The sequence below is a fragment of the Rugosibacter aromaticivorans genome (assembly GCF_000934545.1).
In the GTDB taxonomy this organism is placed as follows: Bacteria; Pseudomonadota; Gammaproteobacteria; order Burkholderiales; family Rhodocyclaceae; genus Rugosibacter; species Rugosibacter aromaticivorans.
Window position 1 is genome coordinate 1,960,770 of sequence record NZ_CP010554.1, and the last position, 14,385, is coordinate 1,975,154.

Annotated in this window: 14 protein-coding genes and 2 tRNA genes; 2 read left to right on the plus strand and 14 right to left on the minus strand. The window is 52.6% G+C overall.

The features are described from left to right. Nucleotides 1-406: 406 nt before the first annotated feature. The 14 genes from PG1C_RS09805 to PG1C_RS09870 all read right to left on the minus strand — a co-directional run bounded on the left by PG1C_RS09805 (nt 407) and on the right by PG1C_RS09870 (nt 13,288). A tRNA-Glu gene (locus PG1C_RS09805) sits at nt 407-482 on the minus strand. A 7-nt stretch (nt 483-489) separates the two neighbouring features. After that, nucleotides 490-565, minus strand: a tRNA-Ala gene (locus PG1C_RS09810). Nucleotides 566-656: 91 nt separating this feature from the next. After that, nucleotides 657-2,063, minus strand: a complete 1,407-nt coding sequence (locus tag PG1C_RS09815) for an FAD-binding oxidoreductase (protein ID WP_237218139.1) — start codon at nt 2,061-2,063, stop codon at nt 657-659. Further along, the gene (gene rimO, locus PG1C_RS09820; protein WP_202634615.1) at nt 2,060-3,400 is read right to left on the minus strand and encodes a 30S ribosomal protein S12 methylthiotransferase RimO; all 1,341 of its coding nucleotides are present in this window, start codon (nt 3,398-3,400) and stop codon (nt 2,060-2,062) included. Before rimO ends, PG1C_RS09815 begins: the two co-directional genes overlap by 4 nt. A 37-nt stretch (nt 3,401-3,437) precedes the next feature. Further along, entirely contained in the window at nt 3,438-4,010 is a 573-nt protein-coding gene (gene phaR, locus PG1C_RS09825) for a polyhydroxyalkanoate synthesis repressor PhaR (RefSeq protein WP_202634616.1), read from the minus strand. Between the two features lie 96 nt (nt 4,011-4,106). Continuing rightward, nucleotides 4,107-4,847 carry a beta-ketoacyl-ACP reductase gene (phbB, locus tag PG1C_RS09830; RefSeq protein ID WP_202634617.1) on the minus strand — a complete coding sequence of 247 codons (741 nt, stop codon included), beginning with the start codon at nt 4,845-4,847 and terminating at the stop codon, nt 4,107-4,109. Between the two features lie 86 nt (nt 4,848-4,933). Further along, nucleotides 4,934-5,674, minus strand: coding sequence for an acetoacetyl-CoA reductase (phbB, locus tag PG1C_RS09835; RefSeq protein ID WP_202634618.1), 741 nt, complete (start codon nt 5,672-5,674; stop codon nt 4,934-4,936). Between the two features lie 54 nt (nt 5,675-5,728). Further along, nucleotides 5,729-7,432 (minus strand): PHA/PHB synthase family protein, encoded by a 1,704-nt coding sequence (locus PG1C_RS09840; RefSeq protein ID WP_202634619.1) that lies wholly within the window; start codon nt 7,430-7,432, stop codon nt 5,729-5,731. A 332-nt stretch (nt 7,433-7,764) separates the two neighbouring features. Next, nucleotides 7,765-8,544 (minus strand): ZIP family metal transporter, encoded by a 780-nt coding sequence (locus PG1C_RS09845; RefSeq protein WP_202634620.1) that lies wholly within the window; start codon nt 8,542-8,544, stop codon nt 7,765-7,767. A gap of 94 nt (nt 8,545-8,638) precedes the next feature. Beyond that, complete coding sequence (gene rsgA / locus PG1C_RS09850; RefSeq protein ID WP_202634621.1) at nt 8,639-9,514, minus strand: ribosome small subunit-dependent GTPase A; 876 nt, start codon at nt 9,512-9,514, stop codon at nt 8,639-8,641. Nucleotides 9,515-9,529: 15 nt separating this feature from the next. Next, nucleotides 9,530-9,880: a 4a-hydroxytetrahydrobiopterin dehydratase gene (locus PG1C_RS09855; RefSeq protein WP_202634622.1), complete on the minus strand. Its 351-nt coding sequence runs from the start codon at nt 9,878-9,880 to the stop codon at nt 9,530-9,532. A gap of 18 nt (nt 9,881-9,898) precedes the next feature. Next, complete coding sequence (locus tag PG1C_RS09860) at nt 9,899-11,161, minus strand: M48 family metallopeptidase (protein ID WP_202634623.1); 1,263 nt, start codon at nt 11,159-11,161, stop codon at nt 9,899-9,901. 543 nt (nt 11,162-11,704) lie between these two features. Then, nucleotides 11,705-12,910 carry an IS256 family transposase gene (locus tag PG1C_RS09865; RefSeq protein WP_414629203.1) on the minus strand — a complete coding sequence of 402 codons (1,206 nt, stop codon included), beginning with the start codon at nt 12,908-12,910 and terminating at the stop codon, nt 11,705-11,707. Between the two features lie 123 nt (nt 12,911-13,033). Next, nucleotides 13,034-13,288, minus strand: a complete 255-nt coding sequence (locus PG1C_RS09870) for a hypothetical protein (RefSeq protein WP_202634624.1) — start codon at nt 13,286-13,288, stop codon at nt 13,034-13,036. Between PG1C_RS09870 and PG1C_RS09875 the strand changes: the two genes are divergently transcribed. After that, nucleotides 13,287-13,589 (plus strand): energy transducer TonB, encoded by a 303-nt coding sequence (locus PG1C_RS09875; protein ID WP_202634625.1) that lies wholly within the window; start codon nt 13,287-13,289, stop codon nt 13,587-13,589. The genes PG1C_RS09870 and PG1C_RS09875 overlap by 2 nt on opposite strands. 4 nt (nt 13,590-13,593) lie before the next feature. Further along, nucleotides 13,594-14,379: a MotA/TolQ/ExbB proton channel family protein gene (locus tag PG1C_RS09880; protein WP_202634626.1), complete on the plus strand. Its 786-nt coding sequence runs from the start codon at nt 13,594-13,596 to the stop codon at nt 14,377-14,379. Nucleotides 14,380-14,385 lie beyond the last annotated feature (6 nt).

A 14,385-nucleotide genomic window follows, 5' to 3' on the forward strand; every position in this document is an offset into this window, starting at 1 on the left:
TAAGCCATCAAACCGCGCGTTTAAATTCATCACCGTATCGCCAGCGCCGACTTTTTATCAATATATAGGTGCAGAGCGCAAACCTATTCAGCGGGATTATTGGCGGCTTGCAGCCTCTCAAAGAAACGTCTTCGAGCAAATTATTTGGGGGTACTCTGGCGTCACAGGCACTATCGTTCGCCCATCCCATCATTTCACGTGAAAAGGATGGTAAAACCCTGTCCTTTTTGTGCTCTAAGCGCAGACATTAAAGTGCCTTGAGGCTATTTAACCACCTAGCGCTTCGGCCAAATTAATTGGCGAAATTTCCATTTAGATAGCGCAGCCAAGCTACTAAGCTACTAAGCTACTAAACCACTGTACCAACCTACACCGCCTGCATCTTGCAATCAAGATGCAGGGATAGTGGCGTCCCCAGGGGGATTCGAACCCCCGTACTCACCGTGAAAGGGTGATGTCCTAGGCCTCTAGACGATAGGGACTCGTCGTTGGTGGAGGTACGCGGGATCGAACCGCGGACCTCTTGCATGCCATGCAAGCGCTCTCCCAGCTGAGCTATACCCCCACAAGAGAGCGCGGATTATAGGGTCACAAACATGTCATGTAAAGCATTCGACAAAAATTTAATCAAAATTTATCAGACTTTAAATGACTTGTTACAGCAGCTTGCCGGGATTCATCAAACCTTGTGGATCCAATGCTGCTTTGACAGTGCGCATGAGATCCATTTCAGTGAGACTTTTGTACTTCAAGACTTCATTGCGTTTCAGTTGCCCCAAACCGTGTTCCGCTGAAATGGAACCGCCTAGTTCGCAGACCAGATGGTACACGATCCGGTTTATAACCGGGGTCTGCGCAATGAAATCTTCGTTGGATTGCGCATCCACTTTAGAAAGGTTGTAATGCAAATTTCCATCGCCCACATGCCCAAAGCAAACAATGCGTACATCGTGCGAAACGGCTTTTAATGCCGCGCCTGCACGTTGAATAAACTCATCAATGCGCGAGACAGGCAACGCAATATCATGCTTGATGGAAATGCCTTCGATCTTCTGCGCTTCAGAAATATTTTCACGTAATGCCCATAGTGCATGCCTTTGCGCTTCACTCTGCGCTAACACCGCATCAATAATATGTCCGGCTTCAATCCCCGCTTGCAAGGCCTGTTCAAGAATGTCGTGCAGATGATTACATGCACCGGAAAGCTCAACCAGCACATGCCAGTTGTGCTGACCTTGCAACGGCGCGCGCGTCCTGGGCATATGCTGCAACACTAACTCGAGAGACGTTCGATCAACCAATTCAAACGCCGTCACATTGTCGCCGACAACCGCACGTAAACTCCCCAGCAAACGCACGGCCGCTAAGGGGCTGACTACCGCTACCCAGGCAGTCGCCTTTTCCCGTGGCTGTGGGAAGAGTTTAAGTGTTGCAGCCGTTATCAGGCCCAGGGTTCCTTCGGCGCCAATGAACAAGTGCTTAAGATCGTAGCCGGTATTATCTTTACGCAGGGCACGCAATCCATCCCAAATACGGCCATCCGCCAGGACAACTTCCAGCCCCAGCGTAAGTTCTCGCGCATTGCCATAACGCACTACCTGAACACCGCCGGCATTGGTAGAAAGATTACCGCCTAGAGTGGCAGTGCCTTCAGCCGCTAAAGACAGCGGAAACAAGCGATCAACCGAGGCTGCGGCATCCTGCACGGCTTGCAACGTACACCCCGCTTCCACGGTGATTGCGTTGTTATCGGCATCGACAGACCGAATACGATTCAACCGCCGGAGACTAATCAGCACCTCACCACCGATTGGTGTTGCGCCGCCGCATAAACCGGTGTTGCCACCTTGCGGCACGACAGGCACACCGGCTGCTGCGCACGCGCTAACCACGGCGGCCACAGCCTCCGTATCGCTCGGCAGTACAACGCACAGCGGCTGGCCTGTATAGCGGCCACGCCAATCGGTGCAAAAAGGTGCGAGCGCGTTAGCTTCAGTTATAACAAAGTCGGCGCTGGCGATACGGCGTAATTCGACCAACAGCGCTGCCAGCAAGGCATTCACTGCAGTGTCGCATACAGATCATGCACATCACAGTCTGTCACGGTCACCTCGGCGAAATCGCCCACCGCCAGGTGATGTCCATCAACGATGTACACGAGACCATCAATGTCCGGCGCATCGCCTTCAGAACGTGCAATCGCGCCATCTTCGTCTATTTCATCCACCAGCACTTTTATGCGATGACCAATTTTTCTTTCCAGTCGCTGCGTGGAGATATCCTCCTGATGCCGTAACAAAGTCGCTTTACGCTCCTCGCGCACACTTTCCGGCAAGGCCTCCGGCAGGTCATTGGCACTGGCGCCATCAACGGGTGAATAGGCAAAAGCCCCCACGCGGTCAAGCTGTGCTTCATCCAGAAAATCAAGTAACGCATTAAATTCGGCCTCGGTTTCTCCCGGGAAACCAGTGATGAAGGTACTGCGTATGGTGAGATCAGGCACCACTTGCCGCCAGGCGGTGATGCGTTCCAGAACCTTTTCTGCAGAAGCCGGGCGCTTCATCAATTTAAGAATGCGCGGGCTGGCATGCTGAAACGGAATATCCAGATAGGGCAAAATTTTCCCTGCGGCCATGAGCGGCATGAGATCGTCCACGTTGGGGTACGGATAGACATAATGTAAACGCACCCACAGCCCTAGCTCGCCGAGTTGTTCGCACAGATCATAAAGCCTCGTCTTCACGGGCTTGCCACCCCAAAAACCTGTACGGTATTTTGTATCCACGCCATAAGCGCTGGTATCTTGAGAAATAACCAGCAGCTCGCGCACGCCTGCCTCAGCAAGAATTTCAGCTTCACGCAGCACATCGCCAATGGGCCGTGACACCAAATCACCCCGCAGGGAAGGAATGATGCAGAAACTACAGCGATGATTGCAGCCTTCAGAAATCTTTAAATACGCATAATGGTCCGGCGTAAGCCGGATGCCTTGAGCTGGAACGAGATCGACAAAAGGGTCATGCAATGGCGGCAAATGCGTATGCACAGCTTCCATCACTTCCTGCAAGGCATGTGGCCCGGTAACAGCCAACACGTTGGGGTGTGCGGTGCGCACAATGTCATTACCAGCCGCATCTTTTTTCGCGCCTAGACATCCAGTAACAATGACCTTACCGTTCTCAGCCATCGCTTCGCCAATGGCATCGAGCGATTCTTCAACCGCCGCATCAATAAACCCACAGGTATTGACTACGACAAGATCAGCGCCCTGATAGCTGCCTGAAATCTTGTAACCCTCTGCTCGCAAGCGGGTAAGTATCTGCTCAGCATCTGAAGCGGCTTTAGGACAGCCGAGTGAGACAAACCCAATGGATGGCACATTAATCTTGCTTTTTTTCATAAATAATTTGATTGGGTTACTTGTTACTTATTTTGACTTATTTTGACTTTGCACTGCCTGACGCCTTACCTGGTTTATGCGCAGCATTCGCGGTTGCATCAGGAAAAATTTTTCGTGTCGTCTCTTTCATTCTGTCTTGCATTTGCTGGAACAACTGCTGTGATTGTTCAACATACGCACTCATCATGCTTTGCATGGCCGGCCCCTGGAAATTCAGAAACTGATTCCACATATCCTGAGTCCCCAGCCCTGGGGTGCCAAACGATGACATAGCCTGCTCTGAAAACTTAGCCTGCATATCAACGAAGGCTTTCATGTTGCTATCAAGATAACGCCTCATCATGCTCTGCATGGCGCTGCCATAAAAACGAATCATCTGCGATAACATTTCGGATGAAAACATAGGCGCACCGTTCGCTTCTTCCTCAAGAATGATTTGCAACAAAATCGCCCGCGTGATATTTTCGTCTGATTTCGCATCGACCACTTGAAATGCCTCATGCGCCAAAACCAGCCCTTTGACATCCACTAACGTAATGTAGGTGCTGGTGCGGGTGTCATACAACCGCCGATTAGGATATTTCTTGATTATTCGATTCTGTTCAGTCATGGTGCTCCTCCCTTGTTGACCTACTTGACCCACTTTTCAGGTGACTTATCAATCTCCGCTAGTGCGAGTTTGCTCTATTTTCATACACCCCGACTATCAACTGAAGTGCAAACCACCGTTGATATTCAGCGTAGCACCTGTCATGTACCCGGCAAGGTCTGACGCAAGATAGGCGCAAAGCCCGCCGATTTCTTCCGGTTTTCCCAAACGCCCCATGGGAATAGTCGCGACGATCTCATCACGCACCTCCTGTTTAATCGCCATAACCATATCTGTACCTACATACCCAGGTGCAATGGCATTGACCGTGACACCTTTTTTTGCAACTTCAGCGGCAATCGCTTTGGTAAAACCGAGAATTCCTGCCTTGGCAGCAGAGTAATTGGCTTGACCAAACTGGCCTTTGATACCATTCACGGATGAAATATTAATCACCCGTCCCCAGCCGCGCTCGGCCATACCGGCCAGCACATGATGCGTCACGTTGAAAACAGAATCGAGATTAGTGGACAACACAGAATCCCATTGGCCTTTATTCATTTTCTTGAAAACGGCATCGCGGGTAATGCCCGCGTTATTGACAAGTACATCCACCGGACCAGCCGTTGTTTCCAAGTGGTTAATCATCTCTGCGCACGCGTCATAGTCTGTCACATCGGCCTCGGTCACGAGAAAATCAAAGCCCTCCGATTTCATCTTTGTCAGCCACGCTGCTTTGGGCTCAAAATTGGGCAGACAATTGGCTGCTACCGTAAACCCATTTTGTGCCAATGCCTTGCAAATTGCCGTTCCCAGCCCACCCATTGCGCCTGTTACCAATGCAACCCGCTTAACCATATTTCCCACTGCCCCCATGACTCAAAAATTGTGCGCAAGCAGGCACATTGCCTGCGATATTTTTCGTTCTATTTCTTTGTTCTTGGTCAATACATGTGCTGGCCACCATTGATGGAAATATTCGCGCCAGTCACAAAAGCCGCCTCATTAGAAGACAAATAGGCAACCAGACCGGCGATCTCTTCGGGCTTACCCAGGCGACCAAGCGGGACTTGCGGCAATATCTTGCTATCCAAAACCTCTTGCGGAATAGCCGTCACCATTTTGGTGCCGATATACCCTGGAGAAATGGTGTTAACGGTTACGCCTTTTTTCGCCACCTCAAGCGCCAGCGACTTCGTAAAACCATGCATCCCGGCTTTAGCCGCGGCATAGTTGGTTTGTCCAAAAGCACCCTTTTGACCGTTCACTGATGAAATATTGATCACGCGCCCCCAATTGCGCTCCATCATTCCATCCATCACCTGTTTGGTCATATTGAACACAGAATCAAGATTGGTACGCATCACCGCATCCCAGTCGGCCTTGCTCATTCGCTTAAACGTCATATCACGAGTGATCCCCGCGTTGTTCACTAGCACATCCACCGGGCCCAGATCAGCGGTTATTTGATCGATGCACTGTTTGGCTGAGTCGAAATCGCTCACATCACACGGATAGGCCTTGAAACCATATCCCATATCATTCATTGCGCGCAGCCAGGCATCCGCATTGGTGTTACTGGGACTATAGGTTGTCACCACTTTATAGCCCAGTGCAGCCAATTTAATGCAGATGGCCTCGCCCAGACCACCCATACCTCCGGTTACCACCGCTACTTTTTGCACTGCTCTCTCCTTTAGAAAGTCGCTTTCAAGTTGCGTCCATACCCCCGTTGATCATTATGCCTTTTCCTTGACATAGCGTCCCGGGGCAGCCTCGATCACGGAAAACTCGGCGCTACCAAGACGGCGTGGCGCAGAAATTTTATCCCCGCCCCATATGCTTAACCATTCCGCCCAACGGGGCCACCAACTGCCTTTGACTTCCGTCGCTGTAGCTAACCATTCATCCGCATCCTTCGTCTCGCGATCATTCTTCCAGTAACTGCGCTTGTTTTTTGAGGCCGAATTAATCACGCCAGCGATATGGCCTGAAGCGCCCAAAATAAATTGACTTTTGCCACCTAACACATGACGCCCAAGATACGATGTTTTCCACGGCACAATATGATCTTCCCGACAGGCCAACAAAAAGACCGGCATATCCACCCGCCCAAGATCCGCTTTGACGCCACACATCTCGAGTTTACCGGGTATACGCAAACTATTTTCAAGATACATATGACGCAGATACCATGCCAAAAAAGGGCCAGGCAGGTTCGTCGCATCCGAATTCCAATACAGCAAATCAAAGGCCACCGGTTTCTTTCCCTTGAGATAGTTACTGACTACATACTGCCAGATGAGGTCATTCGCGCGCAGCGCTGAAAAAACGGCGGATAACTCACGTCCAGGAAGCAATCCGCCTTTACCGATGCTCGCTTCGCGCGCCGCCACTGACTGTTCATCAACAAAATAACCGATCTCACCGACATCAGAAAAATCGAGCAAGGTTGCCAGTAGCGTGAGAGATGCCACCGGGTCTTCACCGCGCTGCCGCGCAACCGCAAGCGCGGAGCTGAGAATAGTACCCCCGACACAAAAGCCCAGCGCATTCACTTGTGCTACACCACATAGCTTCTGCATCACGCGAATCGCCGTCAATGGCCCTCGCTCAACATAGTCATCCCACGTCAGATGCCCCAGGGTGGCATTGACGTTTCGCCATGACACCAGAAAAACCGTGTTGCCCTGCGCCACGGCATAGCGCACCAGCGAATTTTCCGGCTGCAAATCGAGGATATAAAACTTGTTGATGCATGGCGGCACAATCAACAGTGGACGCGCGGCAACTTTTTTCGTCTGCGGCGAATATTGAATCAACTGCATCAACGCATTTTCAAAAATTACTGCGCCTGGCGTCGTTGCCAAATTACGGCCCACGTCAAACGCCGCCTCATCCGTCATCGAGATACGGCCCTTTTCAAGATCGTCGATCAGGTTCTGAATCCCCTGACGAATACTTTCCCCTTGGGTTTCCAGCGCTGTCTGGATGAACTCCGGGTTGGTCGCGATAAAATTCGAAGGCGCCATGGCATCCATGATTTGTCGGGCGAGAAATACCGTCTTCTTTTTTTCCCGACCTTCCGGAGCGATCGCGGCGAATCGCTGCAGATACTCAGCGTTAAGTAAATAGGCCTGCCATAAATAATCGTGCGGCCGACTCTCTGTCCATGCCGGATGAGCAAAGCGCCGATCTCCCACCGAAGCGCTCACTACTGGCGGCAACGACTGATCCTTGTCCGTGTTCAACATCCGCTGCCACAGTTGGGCATGCCTGCCTTGCCATTCCTGTATGAGCGCCTGACGCAACGCCTGGACGTCTGCGGACATCATCTCACCGTTGAAAAGAGCATCCTTCATAAGCTCAGCCAACGAATGCGGTAACTGTGCAGCAAAAAACTGCTGGGGGCCATGAAACAAAGCATCAGCGGCGGATGACATGCAATAACCTTTGCAGAGAAAAGATAGAGAACATGAAGTCTTCGGCAAAATAAGCACTTAATGGATGGCAGATTCATTTTGCATCGCACAATAATCAGTGTCAAGAAACCGTGTTAAAAAACAAAATGGCTAGTCCGCAGCAGATGCTTCACCAAACTGATTACAATCGCGCCATGTATGTGATCGCCATTGGATGGCTGTATATCACGCTGCTCATGGCAGTCACAGAGCCGAGCCTGACTGCCGGAATACTCACCTTTGTCGTATATGGCGCTGCGCCCCTGGCTTTGTTGTTGTGGCTCTTGGGCACGCCACAACGGCGACGGGATCAGCTATCCCAGAAAATGATCAATCGTACGGTGACTCAAAAAGATGGTAGCAATGCCGGCACCGATCAATAAAATTTGCTGTACCGTCGCTTTGATTTCAGGCCGCTTGTGTAACCCCGGAATAAGATCAGCGACAGCAACATAAATCATGCTAGCCGCAGCTAAGGCCAACAACGCCGGCACCGCGGTTTGCATTTTCCCAAGTGCCGCATAGGCCATCAATGCCCCCACCACCGTCGCCAAGCTCGAGAACAGATTAAACGCTAGCGCCCGTGATTTTGAATAACCTGAATGCAGCAATATCATGAAATCGCCGATTTCCTGTGGAATCTCATGGGCAGTAATCGCCAATGCCGTGATAATCCCCAGGCGGATATCTTCCATGAAGGCCGCGGCAATGAGGATGCCATCAACAAAATTATGAAAGGTATCCCCCACCATGATCAGCAGGCCACTGCGTCTGTTCTCATGGCCATGCGCATGCGGTTCATGGCCCTCACACGACTCGACATGACAATGCCGCCAAAGCACTAATTTTTCCAGCACAAAGAAAATCAGAATGCCGCCAAGAACGGTAGCCGTCGTGCCCACTGCATCACCATTCGCCGTAATCGCATGGGGCAAAACCTCAAGAAAGGCTGCGCCCAGCAACGCCCCAATCGCATAGCTAATGAGGTGTGATACCCAGTGTGCCTTTGCCTTCAAAGCAAATACTGCGGCGGCCAAGACGCTCAACGCCCCACCTGTCAGCGACATCGCGACGATCCAACTTAAAACAGACATCAGCTTATTCCCAATAAATAACTTCGCAGTCCGCAAACCCTCATGAATAACGGCTTTTGATCTTGCGGTGCAAACGGAAAGTATACCGTCTTTGTCAACGTCGCGAAGTCTCGCTCATGATCTGGTGATAATGCGCCAACCGCCGTGGATGAATCGCGCCGCTGGCTAGCGCTGCCTTAACAGCGCAACCTGGTTCCGCACTATGTTTGCAATCACGAAAACGACACGTTCCCATCAAGGGACGAAATTCGACAAAACCCGATTCAATTTCCTGTGGCGACAACTGCGCCAGACCAAATACCTGTACCCCAGGGCAATCGATCAACTGGCCGCCATTGGGCAGGTGATACAGCCGCGCATACGTGGTGGTGTGTTTACCTGAATCCAGTGCCGTTGAAATTTCACGAATGGCCGCCGCTGCATGCGGCACCAGCGCATTGGTCAAGGTAGATTTACCCATACCCGACTGCCCTACCAGCACCGAAACCTCACCCGCCAGCCAAGGCAGCAGCGGCGTGGCATCTTGCGCGGCAGAGAGTGTTAGCAGTGGGTAGCCTAATGCCACAAAGGGGGCGAGCAGATCGTGCGCAGCAGGCAATGCGGCCGTTAGATCACACTTGTTTAACACGATCAGTGGGCGTAACCCCTCATGTTCGGCAGCGAGCAGCGCACGGGACAGCAATAAATCGCTAAACGAGGGCTCGGTCGCAACTACTAACAGCAACTGGGTGGCATTAGCAGCGATCAGTTTTTGCCGATACGCATCACTGCGGTACAACAGATTTTTACGCGGCAGATGGCTGGTAATTTGCCCGTCCTGCGTGAGCTCAACAACATCCCCCACGGCATAGGGGCTTTTTTTGCCCTTAGGAAAACCCTGCGCCACACGACCATCAGCAAATTCGATTTCGTAGTGCCGGCCAAAAGCGGCGATGATTGTTCCGCGCTCGCTCAAAGTAAATGACAGCACATGGCAAAGCGCATATTACAGCTCAAACAACGCATCAATTTTTGCTGCACAAATGAAATCATTTTCACTCAAGCCGCCGATCGCATGCGTGGTATAGCTCACCTTGCATTCGTTGTAGCTAACGGTCAGGTCGGGATGATGGTCTTCGCGGTGAGACACCCAGGCCGTCGCATTCACAAACGCCATGGTCTCGTGATAATTCTTGAACCGGTAGATTTTAAAAATACGCTGATGATCACGCTTATGATCATTGACCTCTCGCTGCCATCCTGAAAGCCTCGCCAATAACTGCTCGGCAGCATTAGCATCCAGCGCCAAAACACCCCCTTCGCAAGGCACACAGCGGCGGTTTTTCAGATCAGTCATCGTTCCTCCGTGTCTTATTCAAAAGGATTGCAAACGTGCAATCCGTTGGCTGGCCGGCGGATGCGAATCGTGAAACAACGAGTAGAGAGGGTCCGGTGTCAGCGTCGCAGCATTATCACGGTAAAGCTTAACCAGTGCCGCGACAAGATCTTTTGCTGCCGTTTGTTTTGCGGCATAGGCATCGGCCGCATATTCATCCAGCCGCGAAAGCGCTGATGTCAGCGGCGCTAACGGAAACAGAAAAACCGGCAGCACCATAGAAAACAGCAGCAAACCCATCGCAGTATGTGCCGTATTCACCGTGTCACCAGCACCGATGTTTAACCCTTCATAAAACCACGGCTGATCGATCACCTGGCCAAGCAACCACAACATGCCAAAACTTATCACCGCCAGTAGTGCAATCCGTTTTAACACATGGTGATGATGATAATGTCCCAATTCATGTGCAAGCACAGCCTCGATCTCTTGCGGTGCGAGTTTTTCCAAAAGCGTGTCGAAAAATACAATGCGCTTGGCGCGGCCAAAACCAGTGAAATACGCATTGCCATGCGCCGAACGCTTTGAGCCATCCATCACGAATAAGCCGGATGAAGCAAAGCCGCAACGATTCAACAAGGCTTCGATACGTTCTTTTAGAGCACTATCCGCCAGTGGCGAAAACTTGTTGAACAAGGGCGCAATCACCGTGGGGTACAACACCAGAACCAGCAGATTAAAGCTCATCCAGAACAGCCAGACATAAAACCACCAGTTCGCGCCCATCATCTGCATCAACCATAAAACAGCCAGCAGCAACGGCGCGCCAATCAGGATGGCCAACAAACCTGCCTTGAACAAATCTGCCAACCACAGCCGCATCGTCATTTTGTTAAAACCAAATGCCGATTCAAGCCGAAACGTGCGGTAAAGACTCATCGGCAAACCCATCACGAAGCCCAGCAACGCAAAGCCGGCAAACAGCGCCAGATCATGGGCATAACCCATGCCCAGCCAAGCGTGCAGCACGGCGTCAATCGACTGCAACAATCCACCCATCGTGAACACAAGCAACAATGTCGCCTCGATAAGAATCTCGATCAGCCCCAAACGGCCCTTGGCCACGGTGTAATCAGCAGCGCGCTCATGGTCAGCCAGGGTGACTTGGGCGGCAAATTCCGCAGGCACTTCTCCCCGGCACGCACGGACATGGCGCATATGTCGCACGCCCAGCCAAAGACGAAGCGCGGTTGACAGCGCTAACGCTACCAAGAAAAAGACGGTGATGTAAGCAGCAGTCATGAGAAAAATACCAGATGTGCAAAGATGCTTCGTTCATTTTATAGGTAGTGGCCGATTAATGTGACTTGATCTGGTAGCGAATCAGTTTGCACATTTGAAGGCACGTATTTGTCTATTCAAAATAACTCAAACAATCAAACAATCATACTGAGACTTCAATCCGGCACTGACCACAGGGCGGGAGAATACTTAAAGTCATCCTATCCGCTAATTAGTTTGAAAAATTCTGCTGCAAAGCAGCACCAAATACACAGACACCAAAAAATTACTTGCATATAAGAATCATTCTCATTTATAATAAGAATGATTCTTATTTATAAAATATTTTTGACTCCACTTCCATATAACCCAACCGATGGCCGCACAGTCTTTTCCCAGCTATCCATGCACAGCGCCGCAGCGCGTCTCCCGCATCTGCACCGGAATCGTGATCGCTGCGCATGTGCTGGTGATTTGCGGACTGCTCCATGGAAAATCCATCAGCGGGAGTGTCCTGAATTTTGTGTGCAAGGCGGTTGATGTTTCATTGATTGCTGCCTGATTTTACGCGACACGTTTCGTAAAGCGATCCCCGAACTGGATGGCGAATTGCACCATCGCGGCTTTCCAGTGAAACACCGGCATTGCCCATTCCTTGGTGATGTTTCTCAGCGCCAGCCAGATCAGCTTGGTCGCCGCCTCGTCGTTGGGGAAATGCCCGCGTGTCTTGATCGCCTTGCGGATGCGCGCGTTGACCGATTCGATGGCATTGGTGGTGTAAATCACCCGCCGAATCTCGGGCGGGAACGCAAAGAATGGCGTCACGTAGTCCCATGCACGCCGCCAGGCCGCAGCGACATGCGGCAGTTTCGTTCCCCATTCGGATTGCGCGAACGCCGTCAGCGCGACTTCTGCGGCGTCTGCGCTCGTCGCGGTGTAGATCGGACGCAGCGCCGCTGCGACGGCTTTGCGATCCTTCCAACTGGCATAGTCCAGGCTGTTGCGGATCAAGTGCACGATGCAGGTTTGCAGGACGGCTTCCGGATACGCCGCAGCAAGCGCCTCTGGAATCCCTTTCAGACCATCGGAAACGGCGATCAGCACGTCCTCCACGCCGCGCGTCTTCAAGTCGTTGAAGACCTTGAGCCAGAACTTGGCCCCTTCGGTGTGTTCGATCCACAGCCCGAGAATGTCGCGGCTGCCGTCGGGCAGGATGCCCAGCGCAAGATAGACCGCCTTGTTCCTGACCAGGCCGTCGTCGCGGATCTTGACCCGCAACGCGTCGAAGAAGATCACGGGGTACATCGGCTCCAGCGGTCGGGCCTGCCAGGCAGAGACTTCGGCCATGACTTCATCGGTCACGGTGCTGATGAAATCCGGCGACACCTCGACGTGATACATCTCGGTCAGGTGCGCGCGGATGTCGCGCGTGCTCATGCCGCGTGCATACATCGACAGGATCAAGTCATCAAAGCCTTCGTAGCGGCGGCCATGCTTGGGGACGATCAGGGGTTCGAACGCGCCGCTGCGGTCGCGCGGGATGTCGATCCTGAGCGGGCCGGTGTCGGTGAGGAGCGTCTTGCCGCTGCTGCCGTTGCGATGGTTGGCAACGCCTGCGGGCTTGTCTTCGCCGGGTGCGTAGCCCAGATGCAGGCTCATCTCAGCAGCCAGCGCGCGCTCGATGATCGCGCGTTTCAGGCGTGCGGTGAGGTCGTTGACCTCGCTGCCGGTCATCGGTGCGCTGACCAGTGTGTCCAGCTGTGCCTGCATCTCGGGCGTAAACGCAGGCGCGTTGCGCGCATCCTCAATGGATTGCTGAACCATGCTCAGCTTCTTGGGTTTCGTTTGTTGCTCGGGCATATCTCGTTCCTTTCTCGAACTGATGAATATGCCTTACACACAAAAATTCGGATAGGCTCCCATCAGCCAGCCAAGCGCACCAGTTGCCATGAGCGTGCGCCTGCTACCGCTTGAAGCACCGCAGACAAAACCTGAAATCGTCCCCCCAAAACCCCGTCCCATGGCACGCAAACCCTTGCCAATACAAACTCCGACGTTGCTCGCTGCGCCTGTGGAAATGCCTGCACCCACACCGACTGTCGCTCTGCCAGCGCCGACTTTTGCAGAACCTGTTACAGCAATTGCCATGTCACCTGCGTCAATACCAACCCAGCCACGCTTCGATGCCACCTATCTGGACAATCCGAAGCCGCCGTATCCAGGCATCTCGCGACGTCTTGGCGAGCAGGGCCGCGTCGTGCTGCGCATACATGTTACGGCGGACGGTTTGCCGCAAATTGTCCAGATACACACCAGCAGCGGCTACACGCGTCTTGATGATTCAGCGCTGGAAACCGTGCGCCGCTGGAAATTCGTGGCAGCCAAGCTCGGCAACGAGCCTGTCGCCGCTACTGTTCTCGTTCCGATTATTTTTTCACTGAAAGGCTGACACCATGGAAAACTCACTGGGCTTCGCCCACTTTCTCGCCAATAGCGATGGCATTGCACGGTTTATTCTGGTTCTGATGACGCTGATGTCCATCGGCACCTGGTATCTGATTCTTGCCAAAAGCGCCCGCCGTATCGCCATCCGGCGCAAGAGCAATACCTTCCTCAAGTCTTTCTGGGTAGCCAACAGTCTTAATGACATTGCCGACGAAATACGCGCAAATAACCCCACCAGGGGCATTACCGAACCCTTTGCGGATTTGGTGCAACGAGGAATCGCCGCCGTTGAGTACTGCAAGGCAGACAACATCAGCCAAAATCCGCAGGGTCTGATCGATTTTGGTACGCCCGGCGAGTTCCTCATTCGCTCGATCAGGCATGTCATTGCGCAGCATAAGGCACACATGGAATATGGCAACACCTATCTCGCCACCGTCGCCTCCTCAGCGCCTTTTGTCGGCCTGTTCGGCACTGTCTGGGGGATTTACCATGCGCTGCTGGCCATCGGCATGAGCGGCCAAAGTACGCTGGACAAGGTCGCCGGCCCGGTGGGCGAAGCCTTGATCATGACCGCCATCGGCCTAGCCGTTGCCATTCCCGCTGCCGTTGCCTACAACACATTTACCCGCGCCAATCGCAATGCGCTGGGCGAGCTCAACGCGTTCGCTCATGAATTGTTCACCCTGCTCGCCACCGGCCTCAAGACCGTACCTCAAGGTAGCAAGGGCAACGAGGCAAACCATCCAGCCAACCACGCAGCTGGGCCAAAAAACGTACTCGCAGTTGCCTAGAAAGTG

Bases quoted from the DNA above. Each gene is read 5' to 3' on its own strand.
- rimO (WP_202634615.1), bottom strand. From the start codon at position 3,400: ATGAAAAAAAGCAAGATTAATGTGCCATCCATTGGGTTTGTCTCACTC.
- phaR (WP_202634616.1), bottom strand. From the start codon at position 4,010: ATGACTGAACAGAATCGAATAATCAAGAAATATCCTAATCGGCGGTTG.
- phbB (WP_202634617.1), bottom strand. From the start codon at position 4,847: ATGGTTAAGCGGGTTGCATTGGTAACAGGCGCAATGGGTGGGCTGGGA.
- PG1C_RS09840 (WP_202634619.1), bottom strand. From the start codon at position 7,432: ATGTCATCCGCCGCTGATGCTTTGTTTCATGGCCCCCAGCAGTTTTTT.
- PG1C_RS09845 (WP_202634620.1), bottom strand. From the start codon at position 8,544: ATGTCTGTTTTAAGTTGGATCGTCGCGATGTCGCTGACAGGTGGGGCG.
- PG1C_RS09855 (WP_202634622.1), bottom strand. From the start codon at position 9,880: ATGACTGATCTGAAAAACCGCCGCTGTGTGCCTTGCGAAGGGGGTGTT.
- PG1C_RS09860 (WP_202634623.1), bottom strand. From the start codon at position 11,161: ATGACTGCTGCTTACATCACCGTCTTTTTCTTGGTAGCGTTAGCGCTG.
- PG1C_RS09865 (WP_414629203.1), bottom strand. From the start codon at position 12,910: ATGCAGGCACAGCTGGACACACTGGTCAGCGCACCGATGACCGGCAGC.
- PG1C_RS09875 (WP_202634625.1), top strand. From the start codon at position 13,287: ATGTCACCTGCGTCAATACCAACCCAGCCACGCTTCGATGCCACCTAT.
- PG1C_RS09870 (WP_202634624.1), bottom strand. From the start codon at position 13,288: ATGGCAATTGCTGTAACAGGTTCTGCAAAAGTCGGCGCTGGCAGAGCG.
- PG1C_RS09880 (WP_202634626.1), top strand. From the start codon at position 13,594: ATGGAAAACTCACTGGGCTTCGCCCACTTTCTCGCCAATAGCGATGGC.